The organism is Microcoleus sp. Pol17C6, from assembly GCF_036701145.1.
GTDB lineage: Bacteria > Cyanobacteriota > Cyanobacteriia > Cyanobacteriales > Microcoleaceae > Microcoleus.
Genome location: NZ_JAUBQH010000006.1, coordinates 1 through 17,277 on the forward strand (window position 1 = coordinate 1; position 17,277 = coordinate 17,277).

The 17,277-nt window shown below is 46.3% G+C and carries 12 protein-coding genes; 4 read left to right on the top strand and 8 right to left on the bottom strand.

Going from position 1 to position 17,277, the window contains the following annotated elements; genetic code table 11:
• Window positions 1–453 precede the first annotated feature (453 nt).
• Window positions 454–1,152, top strand: a complete 699-nt coding sequence (locus QUA25_RS04700) for an IS66 family transposase (protein WP_333035977.1) — start codon at window positions 454–456, stop codon at window positions 1,150–1,152.
• A 92-nt stretch (window positions 1,153–1,244) separates the two neighbouring features.
• Here QUA25_RS04700 and QUA25_RS04705 read toward each other — a convergent pair whose 3' ends face one another.
• The 6 genes from QUA25_RS04705 to purL all read right to left on the bottom strand — a co-directional run bounded on the left by QUA25_RS04705 (window position 1,245) and on the right by purL (window position 10,936).
• On the bottom strand, window positions 1,245–1,472 hold the full coding sequence (locus tag QUA25_RS04705) for a hypothetical protein (RefSeq protein ID WP_333035978.1): 228 nt from the start codon (window positions 1,470–1,472) through the stop codon (window positions 1,245–1,247).
• A 544-nt stretch (window positions 1,473–2,016) separates the two neighbouring features.
• Window positions 2,017–3,102, bottom strand: a complete 1,086-nt coding sequence (locus tag QUA25_RS04710; RefSeq protein WP_333035980.1) for a DUF3474 domain-containing protein — start codon at window positions 3,100–3,102, stop codon at window positions 2,017–2,019.
• A 744-nt stretch (window positions 3,103–3,846) separates the two neighbouring features.
• Window positions 3,847–5,313, bottom strand: a complete 1,467-nt coding sequence (gene purF / locus QUA25_RS04715) for an amidophosphoribosyltransferase (RefSeq protein ID WP_333035981.1) — start codon at window positions 5,311–5,313, stop codon at window positions 3,847–3,849.
• Window positions 5,314–5,879: 566 nt separating this feature from the next.
• Entirely contained in the window at window positions 5,880–6,104 is a 225-nt protein-coding gene (locus tag QUA25_RS04720; RefSeq protein ID WP_333035982.1) for a hypothetical protein, read from the bottom strand.
• A 17-nt stretch (window positions 6,105–6,121) separates the two neighbouring features.
• Window positions 6,122–8,146 carry a bifunctional serine/threonine-protein kinase/formylglycine-generating enzyme family protein gene (locus QUA25_RS04725; RefSeq protein ID WP_333035983.1) on the bottom strand — a complete coding sequence of 675 codons (2,025 nt, stop codon included), beginning with the start codon at window positions 8,144–8,146 and terminating at the stop codon, window positions 6,122–6,124.
• Window positions 8,147–8,374: 228 nt separating this feature from the next.
• Entirely contained in the window at window positions 8,375–10,936 is a 2,562-nt protein-coding gene (purL, locus tag QUA25_RS04730; protein ID WP_333035985.1) for a phosphoribosylformylglycinamidine synthase subunit PurL, read from the bottom strand.
• Window positions 10,937–11,078: 142 nt separating this feature from the next.
• Here purL and QUA25_RS04735 point away from each other — a divergent pair, with 142 nt between their 5' ends.
• Complete coding sequence (locus tag QUA25_RS04735; RefSeq protein WP_333035987.1) at window positions 11,079–11,684, top strand: pentapeptide repeat-containing protein; 606 nt, start codon at window positions 11,079–11,081, stop codon at window positions 11,682–11,684.
• An 11-nt stretch (window positions 11,685–11,695) separates the two neighbouring features.
• Here the strand turns inward: QUA25_RS04735 and QUA25_RS04740 are convergent, their stop codons facing one another.
• Entirely contained in the window at window positions 11,696–12,322 is a 627-nt protein-coding gene (locus QUA25_RS04740) for a Uma2 family endonuclease (RefSeq protein WP_333035988.1), read from the bottom strand.
• A gap of 115 nt (window positions 12,323–12,437) precedes the next feature.
• Here QUA25_RS04740 and QUA25_RS04745 point away from each other — a divergent pair, with 115 nt between their 5' ends.
• The gene (locus QUA25_RS04745) at window positions 12,438–14,192 is read left to right on the top strand and encodes a DUF3352 domain-containing protein (protein WP_333035989.1); all 1,755 of its coding nucleotides are present in this window, start codon (window positions 12,438–12,440) and stop codon (window positions 14,190–14,192) included.
• Between the two features lie 128 nt (window positions 14,193–14,320).
• Here QUA25_RS04745 and mrdA read toward each other — a convergent pair whose 3' ends face one another.
• Window positions 14,321–16,147, bottom strand: coding sequence for a penicillin-binding protein 2 (gene mrdA / locus QUA25_RS04750; RefSeq protein WP_333035990.1), 1,827 nt, complete (start codon window positions 16,145–16,147; stop codon window positions 14,321–14,323).
• A 558-nt stretch (window positions 16,148–16,705) separates the two neighbouring features.
• On the opposite strand from mrdA, the gene QUA25_RS04755 reads away from it, so the two are divergent.
• Window positions 16,706–17,188 (top strand): hypothetical protein, encoded by a 483-nt coding sequence (locus tag QUA25_RS04755; protein WP_333035992.1) that lies wholly within the window; start codon window positions 16,706–16,708, stop codon window positions 17,186–17,188.
• Window positions 17,189–17,277 lie beyond the last annotated feature (89 nt).

A 17,277-nucleotide genomic window follows, 5' to 3' on the forward strand; every position in this document is an offset into this window, starting at 1 on the left:
TGGACGAGTAGACAGAACCGAAATTAGCTCACCCAGTATCTGTCTCAATTGTGGTAGTAAAGAATTAAGTCAAGTAATTAACATCCACTCTCAGCAAGTAGCAAGTCTAGTAGCAAAACCAATCGAAGTCGTTGAATATCAGACACAATCGTGTAAATGCCTCGAATGTGGTGCAGTAGTTAGAGGAGAACCACCCCGCTTGAATAGTTCCAGGACAAGACTTAAGTGTTAATCTGCAAGCACTATTAGTCTGGCTAGGTAATTATGGGCATCTTTCCTACGAAAAGCTGACTGAATTGTTGTGGGAACTCGGCAGGATAGAAGTGGGAGTAGGAACACTCCAAAAAACAAATCAACGAGTAGCAGCAGCAGTCAAGCCAGCGATTAAAGCACTGTGGGAATGGGCACCTCTTCAATCAAACGTTCATGTAGATGAAACACCCCCGGTGTGTCATGGGAGTTAAAGAATGGTTATGGACAGCTAGTGGAGAGGGATTCTGTTTATTCCATGCCGCAGATACCAGGGGACGCGTGGAATTGGAAACAATGCTGGGTACAGAATTTGCTGGAGTCTTAAGCTCAGATGATTTCAGTGTTTATAATGGTGGCACAATCACAGCCCAACAGAAATGTCTCGCCCATTTACGACGGCATTTTAAGAAAGTGCTGGGACTTCCTGGCAATAATAATGCAGCAGTCGCTCAAATATTTCTGTCATTAATAGATGAAGCTTTTATCGCCCATGACTCCTGGCGAAAGACTAAGGATAAACTCACCTACGACTCGTGGGCAACTGATTTCAAAATACGATTGAATCTTGCTTTGGCGACTTGGTTGAACCAAGTTGGTTATGCCGCAGGTCTGTTACTAAAATCCTTACGGGATAAGGCAGAACAATGGTGGTATTTTCTCAATGACCCCTCGGTTCCTCCTGATAATAATAAAGCCGAACGTTCTCTACGGCTAGCTGTAACGAAACGGAAAGTGTCTGGTGGCTCTCGTTCGATGAAGCGATTTGAGGAAACGGCTGATCTACTTAGTGTGATTCAAACCTGTCGTTTTCAAGCTCGCTCAGTAATGACTTTTTTCCGTGAGGCTATTTCTGCCCATTCTTGTGACTTTCCTCGGCCTGAGCTTATTCCCCTTTTTTAGACCTGAATCCTTACGTAGCTCTACTAACGGAAAATCCGAGTTTTCCATAAAGTAAATAACGGAGTTCTTCAAGAGTTGCATCATTATTTTCTTCAATCAATTGGGCACTCGATGAGTAGTTGCTCCGCATTGAGTTTGCCTTTGACTCCACATCGGTCAGTTCTCGGAGTAATGTTTTTTGTTTCACGATATTGTTTAAGCAATTTTTGTACAAAACTCAGGGCTACAGAAAAACGCTTAGCTATTGCTTTTTGTGAAATGGGTTCAGCATGATAAGTATCAAGGATTTTTTGCCTAAAATCAATCGAATAAGCTTTCATTTTTAACAATGTATGAAGTTGGGTACAAGTAAACGTGTTGTTAATCAACCATCGCGTGCTGTCAAAAAAATGCTATTATGTGTGGTATGGCTTTCGCGTGGCTTTACTGAACCATGTAATTATAGTTCATTTGAGCTGATCTTCTCTGTTTGACCCTCACGAGTGAGTGTCAGTAACATGATACCTCATCTTTCTGAGAAAGGCTATAAATACTTTCACCAGTCGCTCTAACCTCACTTGTTTCTCGCTCTTGTATCAAGTTCAACAAGATTGTCCGTAAAAGAAACTGGGCTGGTGTCAGTAGTTTTTGTAAGTGAGTCTGATAAAATATTGATAACATTTATTTTGGGCATAAGCGACCGTGTAACGATTTGACTCCCTATCTTTTTTTACTATAATTCGGCTGCATTTTTACCCACTCTGGGTTTGGGGCGGCTTGTTACACCTCCAGATGTGGAACATCTAATGAAACACGCCCAAAAATAATGAAAAACCCGGTTTCTGTAAGAAGCCGGGTTTTTGCGTATTCTATTGTTTATTTAAGCTACTTAACTTCAGCCGATCGCCGACTGTTAGGTGATTCGTAGTAAACTCCAGAACCTGTATCCGAGACAAAATGACAATCCCAGTAAGAGCGAATAAAGCTCTTCCAAATTGGCTCGGTTGACTTGCGATAATAATCGCCCAACACTGGCTTGATGGCTTCCGTTGCTTCCTTCAAGTGATAGTGCGGCATGGTCGAGAAAATGTGGTGGGCTACGTGGGTGCCGATATCGTGATGGATGGAATTGATGATTCCGTAGTCGCGATCGATCGTAGACAATGCACCTTTCAAGAAAGACCAATCTTTACCGCGATACCAAGGAATATCGGCTTCTGTGTGGTGCAGGAATGTTACCAAATCCAGCCACATCACGAACACTACATAGGGAACTAAGTAGAACTTGAGTAAAAACAGCCAACCAAACTGATATGTTAGCGCGCCTAAAAAGCCTACCATCAGTACCAAGGATGCGGAACTCGTCAACACATCCCATTTTTCGGAGGGACGGAAAATCGGGCTACCGGGCATGAAGTGAGAACCTACCCGATCGGGCGATCGGCGAAATAGATAAATTGGATAGGCAAATAACAGCAAATAAAAGCGTCCCAGCTTTTCGTACCAAGGCATTTGATTGTATTTGCTCTCCGATACCGGATACCAGCTTTCATCGTTATCTAAGCTGCCTGTATTTGCGTGGTGGGTTCTGTGACTAATCCGCCAACCGTGGAAGGGCACGAGAATTGGAGCGTGGGAGAGGTGTCCGATCAGGTTGTTGAGCCATTTGCTCTTAGAAAATGAACCGTGTCCGCAGTCGTGGCCCACTACAAATAATGCCCAAAACATGGTTCCCTGCATCAACCAAAAGATTGGGTAAAAGAGCCAGGAATCTACGGTGTAGGCGATCGCATACAAACCTGCGATAATTCCAAGATCTAAAAAGAAATAAGCCAGAGATTTCCATGCCGAGGGCTCAAAACAGTGGGCTGGAATGGCTGCCTTGATATCTTGAAGAGTAAAAGGTAACTCTGTTGTACGAGAGAACGAGTCTTGATTGCTCGGGGGATTGAGAACAGTATTTGATTGCACGAAGTTTCCGATTTAAGCTGACTTGAGAAACCGCATTCCGCCTTGTAACAGTCAATCGATTTTAGATTTTAGATTTTAGATTTTAGATTCACTCCACAGATGAATCTGGGGGCTTAACTAAGATCTAAATTTTTTGGCTCTTCCCGACATTAGTCGGGGGGTTGTATCCCTATGCAGGTGAGGTAACATTCAACCTGCAAGGAGCCATATTTTTACTCTGCAAGGGTTTCTAAAGTTCTTTAGTTCGCAGGATTAGCCCGTCCGCGATTCTCAAGCAAGTTGGCTTGTGGAATACTTGTGTGGGAAAAATTAGTGCGATCGACCCTGTTATCTGAAAAAATCTCATGTGCCCGTTGTTGGTGCGAAATGCGACTTCCATCTGAGAGTGGACATCTGGAGGAACTACCTCCAGTCTGCAGGTAGCATACAGCCTTTCGAGCAGGAATTGTGAGCGAGAGTGTAGGGAAAAACCATCGATTTTAGATTGGCGATTTTAGATTCAAGCACAAATCTCAAATCTCCAATCTCCAATCCTCCAATCTTCAATCTCCAATTCGAGGGTTGGGTTTCACACAAGTTGTACCCAAGCGAATGTTCACTACAGTTCACAAATTCTGCAATAATTGCTAAAGCTAAGTTAATGTAACATTTCTACACACATTCTGGCAATGACTTACCAGAAAAACTTGAAAATCTCTAAATTGGGGAAAGTGACTGGCGATCGCTTTCCCACTTTTTGATTTTCTAGGTTCCAGCTTTTTCTAATATGAGCTTAGACCGTTTTACCACTTCTGGAACGTCGATCGGATAATCACCAGTGAAGCAGGCAGAACAAAAACTCATCGGGTCTTCGTTCGTCGCCTTCAGCATTCCATCCCAACTCAAGAAAGCCAAAGAATCTACCCCAATTTGGACGCCGATTTCTGCGACTGACTTAGTAGCAGCAATCAACTGATCTTGATTGTCGGTGTCGATCCCGTAGAAACAAGGATGTGTCACCGGCGGCGAAGAAATTCTCATGTGAACTGCCGTTGCGCCCGCATCCCGCAAGGCTTTGACTATTTTGCGACTGGTAGTGCCGCGCACGATCGAATCATCGATAATAATTACTCGCTTTCCTTCCAACACATCTTTGAGAGGGTTGAGTTTCATGCGAATTCCTGACTCCCGCATTGTCTGAGTCGGCTGAATAAAAGTGCGCCCGACGTAGCGGTTTTTAATCAATCCTTCGGCGTAAGGAATGCCGGAAGCTTGAGAAAAGCCGATCGCTGCCGGGATTCCAGAATCGGGAACGCCGATAACTATATCCGCATCAGCCGGAGATTCTGCTGCCAACAAACGCCCGATCCGCAGGCGGTAGCTGTATAAACTTTCACCTTCCATTTGGCTATCGGGGCGAGCAAAATAGATCATTTCAAAGATGCAAAGTTTGCGCTTTTGCTGCTGACTCCAGTGGAAGGAAGCCATACCTTCCTCTGTAATCCAAACTAATTCTCCCGGTTCTACGTCCCGCAAAAATTCAGCACCGATAATATCCAAGCCACAAGTTTCCGATGCTAAAACGTATCGTACCGGAGTTGTGGGGAGGATGCCAATTACCAAGGGGCGGACGCCCTGGGGGTCGCGGACTCCCATCACGCCTTTGGGGGTAGCGATCGTCAAACTAAAGGCTCCTTGGCACATAGCAAAGGCGCTGATCGCTGCTTCCAGCCAGTCTTTGCCCTTGTCTACCTCGGAACCGATCGCCACTGCGATCGCCTCTGAATCCGTCGTGCTGACAAATTCGCACTTCCGAGACAGCAATTCTTCCCGCAATTCTTTGGTATTGACAAGATTCCCGTTATGTGCCAATGCGAGACTTCCCAAACGGGTTTCGACGACAACAGGTTGAGCGTTGACAACCCGCGACGAGCCGGTAGTAGAGTAGCGAGTGTGGCCTACTGCTAAGTTACCGGGCAAGTGACCTAAACTCGATTCGTTAAAGACTTGGGAAACCAGTCCCATATCTTTGTGCAGGTGGACTTTTTCACCTTCAAAGGTGGCAATTCCTGCTGATTCCTGACCGCGGTGCTGCAAAGCATACAAACCGAAGTAGGTCAACTTGGCGACATCTTCACCCGGTGCGTAGATACCGAAAACGCCACAAGCTTCCTCGGGCTTGTCGGGTTTGCTAGAATGCTCGTCAGCCGCGAAGGAATGGTTGGGAATCATAGATGGGTGGGTTCCTAATGGGGAAGGTGGGTTAGGGGGACAGTTTCAGCGGGAAATCTTGTTTGCGAAAGCGTCGCATAACTTAACATTCCCTTAATCTTGCCACGGATCTGTCATTATTTCCAACTCGTGTAGCATTTCAGACAGAAGCGATGCGGCGTTTAATGGCATTGTAGTATCGATCGCCGCCAAATCCTATACTAACCTTGATTAACGGCAGGCGAGGGATTCGGTGATAGAAAAATACTGTTGGCGAATTCGCCAAGGGTGTTACCCCTCACATCTGGAATGCAGCATTTTGGTTCGATCTGGCTAGTTAATAGCTATATGGTTAATTAAATATTTAGTCCAGAGCCACTATTTTTAGGGGTGAGGGGTAAAACCATTTTTAAATTCGCCAACAGTCTCTTGAAATCGCTTAAGAGTCAAACTCTCGTCCCAGCAGAGGGGAACGAAGAAATAGGCGATCGTGCAATGGAAAATAAATTATAAACTTGCTTGACGGGCTTTTTCAAATATTAGGATTTAAGGGCGATCGAGCTTGACTTATTCATAAAATTGACCTACTATATCATCATGGGAATCTGTGCGGCCATGTAAAGTCTATTTTGGCGCGGCAAGTTATGGCAATAGCACGGAGCAGATAAGTTTTTCAGTTTAATTTGTAGGGTGCGTCGCTGCGAGATTCTCGATCGAACTTGCAGATTGTTTCGGGCGACGCACATTACTAATTTGTGGTGGGTCGCTGTGAAATTGTCGATCGAACTTGCAGATTGTTTCGGGCGACGCACATTACGGCTTCAACTCGCTACGCGGAAACCAAAGCCACGCGAAAACCGATGTCTGAGTAACGATCGCCCGCCAAATTGCTAAGACGATACGCACTGCGACAATTCACCGCAGAGTCTTTCCAGGAACCGCCACACCGCACCCGGCGATCGCTTTGATCGTTGTCGAGATGACTGCACCATTCCCAAACATTTCCGTGCATATCATAAAGTCCAAAAGCATTGGGTGAAAAACTTCCGACATCAGTTGTTTGTTTGCGGTAAACTCCCTTTGATGCCCCAGCGTAGGGATTATTGCCATTATAATTAACTAAATCCGGGGTAATTGTTTCACCAAAATAGAAAGGTGTTTTAGTTCCGGCGCGGCAAGCATATTCCCATTCTGCTTCTGAAGGTAAGCGATAAGTCTTGCCTGTTTTTTTAGAAAGCCGCTTGCAGAATTCCACAGCATCATTCCAGCTTACTTTTTCGATAGGAAGTTTCGCACCTTTGAACTCAGAAGGGTTATTTCCCATCACCGCTTGGTATTGTTCTTGAGTTATCTCATATTTACCCATAAAAAAAGCAGGGATATTCACGGTACGCTGCGGCCCTTCATAACTACTTCGTCCGGCTTCCGTATCGGGGGAACCCATCACGAAACTGCCGCCAGGAATTGCTACCATGTCTAGAGTAATACCATTCCCCATATTTTCTATAAAAGCCTGTACTTTTCCTTGACGGCGGTTGGCGATTTCCCCCGTTGAGTTGACGGTCACAGTTTCAAAAGTAAAGCTTTTTAAAGCATTAGAAGATGGTTTAGGTGTTTGAGTTTCTGGTGTGGGTTTTGGAGATGGTTTTGGCGATGGACTTTCTGCTACAGATTGTGGAGATGGTTTTGGCGATGAACTTGTGGCTGTAGTTTTTGGAGATGATTTTTGAGCTGATGATTTAGGAGATGGAGCCCCCTTGTTGGATGAAGGTGGAAGATTGGGTGAAGATGAAGAAGATTTGTTGTTCAACAAACTTTGACTCAGCACAGCTAATGCAAATCCTCCCCCAGCAAAACCAGCTAATTGCAATAAACCTCGCCTTGTTGTCTTAGTTGGTAACGGCAAAGAGTGCTGTGGAATCACAGGAATTGTGGGAGGTGGTATCGGTGCGGGAGTTTGTCTTGACTGACGTTGAAAATCTATTAAAACTTCCTCTGCTGATTGATAGCGCTGTTGGATATCTTTTGCCAACAACTTAGATAAAATCAATTCCAATTCCTTGTCTATGGGACTCTTCAAATGTTGCTGCCAATTTGCAGTCCAACTATAACCGTGTTCCGTCCACAAACCATAAGGATGTACCGCCGTCAGTAGATGAAAAGCCGTCGCCCCCAAGCTAAACAAATCGCTGGCTGCATAAGCTTCACCCCCTTGCATTTGTTCAAGCGGTGCATAACCATGCGAACCAATTTGCGTTCCCTGTCGCGATATCACTGTTCCCGACAACTGTTTGGAAACTCCGAAATCAATTAGCATTAACAAACCGTCGCTGCGACGGCGCATAATATTCTCAGGCTTGATATCTCGGTGAATAATTTTTTGTTCGTGAATAAACTTGAGAACAGGTAGAAGTTCGAGTAATAGTTGCTTAACTTGGCTTTCTTGCCAAATTCCCTGATTTTGGAAAAGCGTCAACAAATTATCCCCATCAACAAACTGCTGTACGAGATACAAATATTTGTTGTCTTCAAAGTAGGCATCTAGTGATGGAATTTGGGGATGTTGTCCTAGCTGTTGCAGTTGTCTAGCTTCTTGCTGAAATAATTCTACCGCTTTGCTTATCGCCCAAGTTCCCTGGACATCGGGTGCTAATTGTTTAACGACACAGGGTTGATTTAGTCTATCAATATCTTCTGCTAAATAGGTTCGACCGAAGCCACCTTGACCGAGGAGTTTGATCATGCGGAAACGATTTCGCAGGATGGGTACGAGTTCAAGGCCACAACTGATGCAATATGTTTGCCCGTCGGGGTTTTGAGGATTGGGGCAGTCGGGATTGATACAGCAAATCATTTATTTGAGGAATGATATTGTTTATATTGTATAGTGTCTCAGAACCCCGACTTCTGTTATAGGTTTTTCTAAGAATCGTGAATTTTGTAAGAAGTTGGGGCTCTAGGGTGTGTTTTAAACCCGGAGATCCCCCCTAGCCCCCCTTAAGAAGGGGGGGACAAGAGTATTCAAAGTCAGCCCCTACTCCCCTTTTTAAGGGGGATTTAGGAGGATCGAAACTTCATGTTGTCAAACAGATGCAATCCGACGCTCGATCGCATTATAGAATCGATCGCCCATATCACCCATCGAAACCTCAATTAACGCTTGATTGTCAGCAATCACAACCCGCAAAGGTGATTCAGCACAGCAAACTAAACCAATTTTCTGCCACATTTTTGTCAAATGTTCTTGCAGGTAAGACTCCCAAACTTCTTGATTTTTTGGTGCGACTGAAACTACAATGCAGTTGCCCATTTCACCAAACAAAATTTCATCCCAGCGACCGACATTTGCTGAATTACAACTGAGATGAATTTCCGCACCCATTTTAGCAGAGATACAGCATTCCGCGAGGGCGATCGCAATTCCACCTTCCGCACAATCATGGGCAGAACATACCCAACCTTGCCGAATTCCATCGCGACAAACCGATTGCACTTTTCTTTCTAACTCAAAATCTATCCTTGGCGGCTTCCCAGCTACAATTCCGTGAATTGCCGCTAAATATTCCGAACCTCCGAGAGTAGGAGAAGTTTCGATTTTTGAGCTTTCCGATGGAAGTTCTGGATTTGGAGATGATTCCCCCATTCCCAGCACATAAATTAAATCACCTTTCTTTAGCCAAGCTTGGCCGGAAATCTTCTTCAAATCGGGAATTAACCCCACCATTCCGATTACCGGAGTCGGATAAATTGGTTGAGGATTCCCCTCAGTATCAACCGTTTCATTGTAAAGAGAAACATTGCCTCCAGTCACAGGCGTTCCCAACTCCCGACAAGCATCAGCAATTCCGCGACAAGCTGAGGCTAACTGCCAATATCCGATCGGCTTTTCAGGACTGCCAAAATTCAAATTATCAGTAACTGCGAGAGGTTCAGCACCCACACAACTTAAATTTCTCGCTGCTTCCGCTACGACTGCTTTGGCACCTTCATAAGGATCGAGATAAACATAACGAGAATTGCAATCAACCGTTGCAGCAACTCCAGGAATCATCCCCAGGGGCGCTTCCTCCTTGCTAAGGGGGGGAGAAACTTTTGGAGTTTCCCTACCTTGTGCCTTTGTAAATAGAGGAATTACTTCTTCTTCCTGTTTGCTTTCAGAAGCTAGAGAAACAGCATTTTCTCTCAGTAAATCCCCCTTAGCAAGGGGGTGTACTTCTAGCCCGTTACCGAAAGAAGATTGGCAAGGTTCTAGCGGACGCAATCTGACAACCGCAGCATCAGCGCCTCCCGGTAAAACAACAGTATTGTTTTGCACTTGATGATCGTATTGGCGATAAACCCAGCGTTTAGAAGCGATGGTGGGAGTATCTAAAAGCGTCAGCAGAATCTGATTCCAAGTTTGGAAATTGCCGTTAATTTCGATACCTTTAACTGTGGATTGTGGCAGCGAATCCGCCGTCCATTCCCATGCTTTTTTAGCATATTCTGGCGGCTCTGTCAACAGTTCTCGGTGATAAATAGGCGTGTTATCTGCCAAAGCAGTTGCGGTAATTTCGGCAGCGATTTCGCCTTTAAATAGAATTCGGACGATCGGCTTTTCGATAACTGTCCCCGCTACAACCGCGTGCAATCCCCATCTGTGGAAAATATCGATTAATTCCTGTTCCCGTCCTTTTTGGGCCACAAACAACATCCGTTCTTGGGATTCCGAAAGCAGGTATTCGTAAGGAATCATGCCGCTTTCTCGAACGGGAACTTTGTCTAAATCGAATTCAATGCCGACCCCGCCTTTTGCTGCCATTTCTGATGTGGAACAGGTGATTCCGGCAGCGCCCATGTCTTGGGCGGCGACGACTGCACCTGTTTTGAATGCTTCTAAACAAGCTTCAATTAAGGATTTTTCTAAAAATGGATCTCCTACTTGGACTGCGGGGCGATCGTCCATTGATTTGTCTGTCAATTCGGCACTGGCAAAACTTGCTCCTCCCATGCCATCTCGCCCGGTAGTTGAACCGACGTAAAGCACTGGATTTCCGATACCGGATGCCCCGGATTTGACGATTTCTTGAGTTTCCATTAAACCCAAGGCCATGACGTTAACTAATGGGTTGCCGGAATAAGCAGGATCGAAGTAAACTTCCCCGCCAACTGTGGGAACGCCGATGCAATTTCCATAGTGGGAAATTCCCGATACTACGCCTTTGAACAATCTCTGAGTTTTAGCGTCGTCTAAGTTGCCGAAACGCAGGGAATTTAAAAGTGCGATCGGACGAGCTCCCATTGTGAAGATATCGCGGAGAATCCCCCCGACACCGGTTGCTGCACCTTGGAAAGGTTCGACTGCTGACGGGTGGTTGTGCGATTCAATTTTGAAGGCGAGTTGCAAGCCTTCTCCCAAGTCTACGACGCCGGCATTTTCTCCGGGCCCGACTAGAATTCGATCGCCCTCTGTGGGAAACTGTTTTAATAGCGGCCGCGAATTTTTGTAACAGCAGTGTTCGCTCCACATAACGCCGAACATTCCCAATTCAGCTTTATTAGGATGGCGACCTAGACGCTGAACGATTTCTTCATATTCTTCAGGTGTGAGTCTTTCACCGGCAATTTGTTCGGGGGAAAAAGGGGATTCGGAGATGGGAGACATGGAAACTCGTTATAAACCACAGGCTTTATTCTAAATGCCCTGTGCTTGGTTAATCTAAAATCTATAATCTAAAATCTATAATCCTAGGTCTTTGGGTTGCTAACCTAAAATCTAAAATCTAAAATCTAAAATCTAAAATCGAATGACTCAACCTCGAAATCTCAATTTTGCTAACCAAAACTTGCGGAACCGTTCTTTTAAAGGGCTTGACTTGTCAGGGGCGAATTTCAGCGGTTGCGACATTCGAGGCTGCAATTTCACCGGGGCGATTTTGAGGGGGGCAAATTTTCAGGGTGTCAGAACCGGACAAAGCCGCAGGCGGGTGAGAAATTTGATTGCTAGGGCTGGGGTAACGGCGGTGACAGTGACGGCGGCTGGGGCTTTGACTGGACTGATAGCCGGGGCGGATGCGGGGGCTGTGGCGGTGGCCGGAACGGCTGCTACGGCGATTGCTGCGACTCGGGGCGAGGCGGGAATTGTGGCGGGGGCTGTGGCTGGGGCTGCTGCTGCGATCGGGGCTAGCGGTATTGTGACATTTTTGGGCGGAGATACTATCAGGGGAATTGTCTTATTTTTGGTTTCTGGGGTAATTCTTGGGTTAACTGCGATCGGCTTTTTTATTGCTGTTGAAGAAATAGAAAAATTGTCGGTAACGTCGTTTAGAAAAGCTGATTTAACTGATGCTGTATTCGATCCGGGGGCGGTTCTAGATGCAGATTTTTCCGATGCGCGAGGAGTGCCGTGGTAGATTCTGCACAATTACTGATTGTTTACCCATTCCCGGAATTCTCGCACTGCGGTGGTTGCACCTGTAGTTTGACAGCGATCAATAAATTCGTCAACTTTTGCAGTCGGTAGCATCGGGAAAGCCCGGGAAAAATTGCACTCGGCATATTCGCCATTTTGCAATTGATAAAACTTGATGCTTCGTCCGTCGTACCGCCAAATTTCTGGTACGCCTAAATCTGCATATAAATCAAATTGATTTAAGGAACTGCTGGTAATATCAATTTCTAGTGCTAAATCTGGCGGCGGATCTTGAGCAAAGTCTAATTCTGTTCTCCCTCTGACCAGTGCTTCATTCTGGATATAATAACATGAATCGGGTTCTTTTCCGGCTGCTTTTTTGCGTTTCTTAATAGTCATCGATCCAAAGGGGTTGTACTCCAGATTGAGTTCTTCTATGAGAGTTACAATTAATCGATCGATCAGCCTGTTGCGATTTTCATGTTCCGGTAGCGGCACCATAATTTCTAATTGACCTTGATGATAAGCAATTCTGGTGGAACGTTTGTTGCCCAGTTCCGCTAGCAGGCTTTCATATAAATGCCAACTGATATTTGGCAGTAAAACTCGCTGTTCGGCGGGCGTTGATATTGTTAGCATTTTACTGGGATTTTATAGTTTGAGAATATTTTAGTTTATCCTTTTTTTTTGCGAACACCACAAAAAGTATCTGCCGACAGCTACGGTCATGCGCTACTCTAGTTAATAATAGACTGTGGTCATTAGTCCTTGTTGTATGAAGCTGCGATCGTTCTTTTCTTTCCTCATTGCTGGCGTCTTGGCACTCTTAGGCTTGAGTGCCGGTGGTTTTTACTGGCTGACAACTCAAACTCCCCTGAATTTGCTCGCTGGCGGGCCGACAACTACTCCGGCTGCGGCTGTGTTTGTCTCGAAACAAGCACCTTTGTTAGCATCAATGCTGGTAAATCCCGATCGCCTCGAAGCATTGCGACAAGTTTTTGCCACTCCCGAAGAAAGAAGTCGATCGCACGCAGAATTTGAGCAAATCAAAAATAGTTTCCTCGCCAATACGGGCCTGGATTACAGTCGAGATATCCAACCTTGGATAGGTGACGAAATTACCCTCGCCCTCACAAAGCCAGATTTCGATGGCGACAGCAGCAACGGCCAACAAGCCGGGTTTTTGCTGGCCGTTTCCTCCCAAAATGTCGATCGCAGCCAACAATTTCTCGACTCCTACTGGCGCCAACAATCTCGTGGCGATAAAACAGTGCAGTCGGAAATATATAAAGGCGTGAGAATTAATTATAAACAAGCACCAAGAACCCAGAAAAAATCTGCTTCACTTTCGCCTTTTAACCCGTTTTCTCTGCCGACTTCAAAGTTGCCATCCAGCTTCGCAACAGCAGCCATCGTCGGTAATTTAAATTCTGGGAATAACCAAAGTTTTGTTTTATTTTCCAATACCCCGATTGTGATTCGAGATGCAATTAATAACGTTGAATCAGCAAACCTAAATCTCAACACTACCCCGGAATATCAAAAAGCTTTGCAGCAGCTAACTAAAGGCAGAATCGCTTTAGCATTTGTCAATATCCCGCAATCAGCAACCGAGCAAAATCCCCAAGTTTCTCTTAATTCCCTCGCAGTTGCTGTCGGAGTCAACCGACGGGGATTGCTGGCTCAAACTGCTTTAGTGACATCGCGAGAAAACACAGCTTCTCCAACCCTCTCCGAACCTGTGCAAGCCTTGCAATACATTCCCTCAGCCAGTCCTTTCGCGGTCGCCAGCACCGATTTAAGGAATTTTTGGGCTGATTTGTCATCTGCGGTTTCCACTAATGCAGAAGTCTCAAATTTAGTCGATCGCACTCTCGCAGATATTCAGCAAGTTTGGGGCGTCAACCTGCCCCAGGATATATTTGACTGGGTACAAGGAGAATACGCTTTAGCAGTGCTTCCGAATTCGTCAAATAGTGCCGATTGGATTTTTGCCGCCGAAACATCTCCCGATTCCAAAAAGGCGATCGACAAACTCGATGAAATTGCCCGCAGCAAAGAATACAGCATCGGCAGCTTCACTCTCAGAAACCAGAAAATTACCGCTTGGACGCAGTTGACAACGAACCCAAATTATGGAATAGAAAATAAGAGAAAAAGTGCGATCGAAACTGAGGCAAAAGGAGTCCGAGCCACCGTCGGCAAATACGAAATTTTCACCACCTCAGTAGAAGCAATGGACGCAGCACTAGAGGCAGCAGAAACAGGCTCTTTAGTTGCCAATCAAGATTTTCAAACCAGCATTGAACCGCTACCGCCATCTAACGACGGCTATTTTTATTTAGACTGGCCCTCCAGCAGGGCAATTTGGGAAAAACAAATCCCGCTGTTGAGGTTAATTGAACTTTCGGCAAGACCATTGTTCGACCACTTGCGATCGCTCACTGTCACCAGTACGGGAGAAATAACAGGAATTCGCAAAGCTACTATATTTATGCGGCTGAATTAGTCAGAAGGAAGTTCGGCAACGAGCAATGTACGGGATGTAACGGATGTAAAGGATAGAAGGAAGAAGGAAGAAGGAAGAAGGAAGAAACTATCCCCAATTCCCCATTCCTCATGCCCAATGCCCAATAACTAAGGACTAATAACTACTGGCTCATTCACCTTTTTCGGTTTCCCAAAATAAGCTTGAAACACCTCTTTGGCGATCGGGGCTGCGGCAACAGAACCATAACCGCCATTTTCCACAACCACGGCGATCGCAATTTCCGGCTTGGAGGCAGGCCCGAACGCCACATACAAAGAGTGATCGTTCTGTCCGATGACCTCCGAAGTCCCTGTTTTGCCCGCCGTCAGCGGAATCGTACCGTCATTCATCCCCTGTCCCGTACCCTCGGCAACCACCGCGATCAGTCCTTCCTTAACCACCTGAATTGTTGAAGGTTTCATTCCCGTATGTACCCGTTGAGTCTCCGGCGTGCCGGTCATAGAAGTCAAAAGATGAGGCTTCACCCGATAGCCGCCGTTAGCGATCGAACTCACCATCACCGCCGCCTCCAAAGGAGTCACCAACACCAACCCCTGACCGATCGACATCGTTACCGTATCACCCGCATACCAAGGTTCTTTATAAAGTTTCTCCTTCTCCTCCGGCGTCGGGATTTGACCGTGATCGCCGCCGCCTAGCCCCAAAAGATTCAAATCCGTATCCTTGCCAATTCCCAAGCGGTGTCCCCACTTAGAAATTTGCTCCGGCCCGGTACTAATCCCCACTTGATAAAAAAATGTATTGCTGCTGAAAGCCAAAGCATCCCGAAAGCCGATGTCGCCGTAACCGCCACTGTGTTCGTTAAAATCAATTCCCCCTACAGTAATGTAAGACGAAGTACCGAGAATTGAGTCCGGCGAAAATTTGCCCGACTCCAGGCCCGCGACGGAAGTCACAATTTTAAAGGTGCTGCCGGGGGGATAGCCTTGCATGGCCCGATTCAAAAATGGATTTTCCGGATCTTGAAGAGTTTCCCACTCATCCTTAGTGATTTTTCGCGTAAACAGATTGGGATCAAAAGTCGGGTGGCTGGCCATAACTAATACCGCCCCGGTTTTGACATCCATCGCCACTACTGCTCCCCGGCGGTGCCCCAAGGCTTTTTCGGCTGCTTTTTGCATTTCCAAGTCTATGGTTAGCTGCACCGCCTCACCGGGTTTGGGCGGTGTCTCTCCCATCAGCCGCAATTCTTGATTTTGGGCATTTACCTCGATCAGCCGATCGCCCCAAACTCCGGCAATCTTCTTGTTAGAGCTCGCTTCTATGCCCATTTGACCGACAATCATCCCCATCGGGTATTCGGGATGATCTTCCAAGTCTGCTGCGGTAGCTTCGCCAATATATCCGATAACGTGAGCCGCCAAACTGCCTTCGGGATAGTAGCGATTCGCTTCGGGCCGCACTTCCACTCCCCGCATTTGTCCCACCTGTTCTGCTAGTGGCACAAACACCTCTGGCGGCATTGCTTGCTTGAGCCGCACCGGTCTGTAGGATAGAGGATCGACCTCTTTTAATTTTTTTAAAATTTCTGGTGCTGGGATTTTAACCAGCGGACTCAACTTTTCTGCAGTCGCTTTCCACTCTTCCGGCGTTTGTTCTTTCGGCCACAAATATACCGATCGAGCTAAATTGTTTGCCGCTAGCAACTTGCCTTTGCGATCTATAATATGTCCGCGATTCGCCGGCATTGGCACTAGGCGAACGCGATTGTTTTCGGCTCGTTCCCGGTGTTGCTTCCCTTGTATCAGTTGCAATTCCACCAGCCGACTAGCGTGCAGGCCCAGCAAACCTGTTGCCACCAGCATTAACACGATCGCCCGGTGTATCGGACGCTCCTGTTTCTTAGGAGTTTCCCCCAGGGTTTTGTCAGAAGAGTGAAATGCTGAGATCGAATAAACTTGTCGTTGCATCATTCTATAGGTAGATGTCAAATCCTAGATTTTAGATTCCTGATTGTCAATTGTGAAGTATACATCATCAAACCGGGGCCGATCGGGCCTTGACCATTGGGGGAAGCGGCATGATTGAGAATTAACTTTTGACTAATAACTAATAACTCCTCACTCATGACTGCTGACTGTTGACTAATCCCCCAAGCACCAAGAAATAGCCAGAAAAATCAAGGCCAGGCTCACCCAATTAGGGATGTGGAGCCAGCCAGATAGACCTATAGGTAACAATACCAAGGCCTGTGTCAATAGGGAACCGATCGCCAACAGCAAGGCTAGGAGTATCAAATTTATCATCTTGACACCGTACCATTTCGGATATGAGTCGAGCGCCTGTGGCAGAAATCCGAGTGGCACAAGCGAGCGCGATCGTACAGGGATTGTCCTGATAGACATAAGGAAGAGAAGCCAGGAGGTTTTGAACTAATTTAAAAATAATTCTTCCTCCAGAGTTTGTATTCGAGGGACTGCGATGGGTAAATTCTGAGTTGTGATTTTAAGTTGTGACCGAGGAGTATTGCCATGTTGTTTAATCAGCGAGCCAATTTCAAAAACGGTGCGCTCTTGGCGGCGATCGCCGCGATCGCCGCCCTACCAGTTTTAGCAGAAACAGCCAATTTCGGCACTTTAACTTTATCGCGAGGTTTTGCAGCCCCAACAGCAGTTTTGAGAGGTTCCACAGGCGGATCGTACTCTCTATCTGTCATAGCCAACGCCGATCGCCACAAAAACAAATGTTTGGGTTTTGCCACCCCAACTCCAGACCACATCATAGTCTTGCAACAAAAATTTTCAAAACTCACACTCCAAGTCAACAGCGGAGGCAAGGACACAACCTTACTCGTACAAGGCCCCGGTAATGCGGTGCGCTGCGGAGACGATATAGGTCAGAATAAAGATGCTGGCATACTTGATTCTGACTGGCAAGCAGGCTCTTACAGGATTTGGGTAGGTACTGTCGAACCCGGAGTCAAGTCTAACTATACAATCTCAGTACAGGAATAGAACGCAGCGACGCGGTGGACTAACCACAATAAAATGTCGTCAAATTCTACCCCACTCTCCCCCCTCCCGATCGACCGCTCACTTCCCCC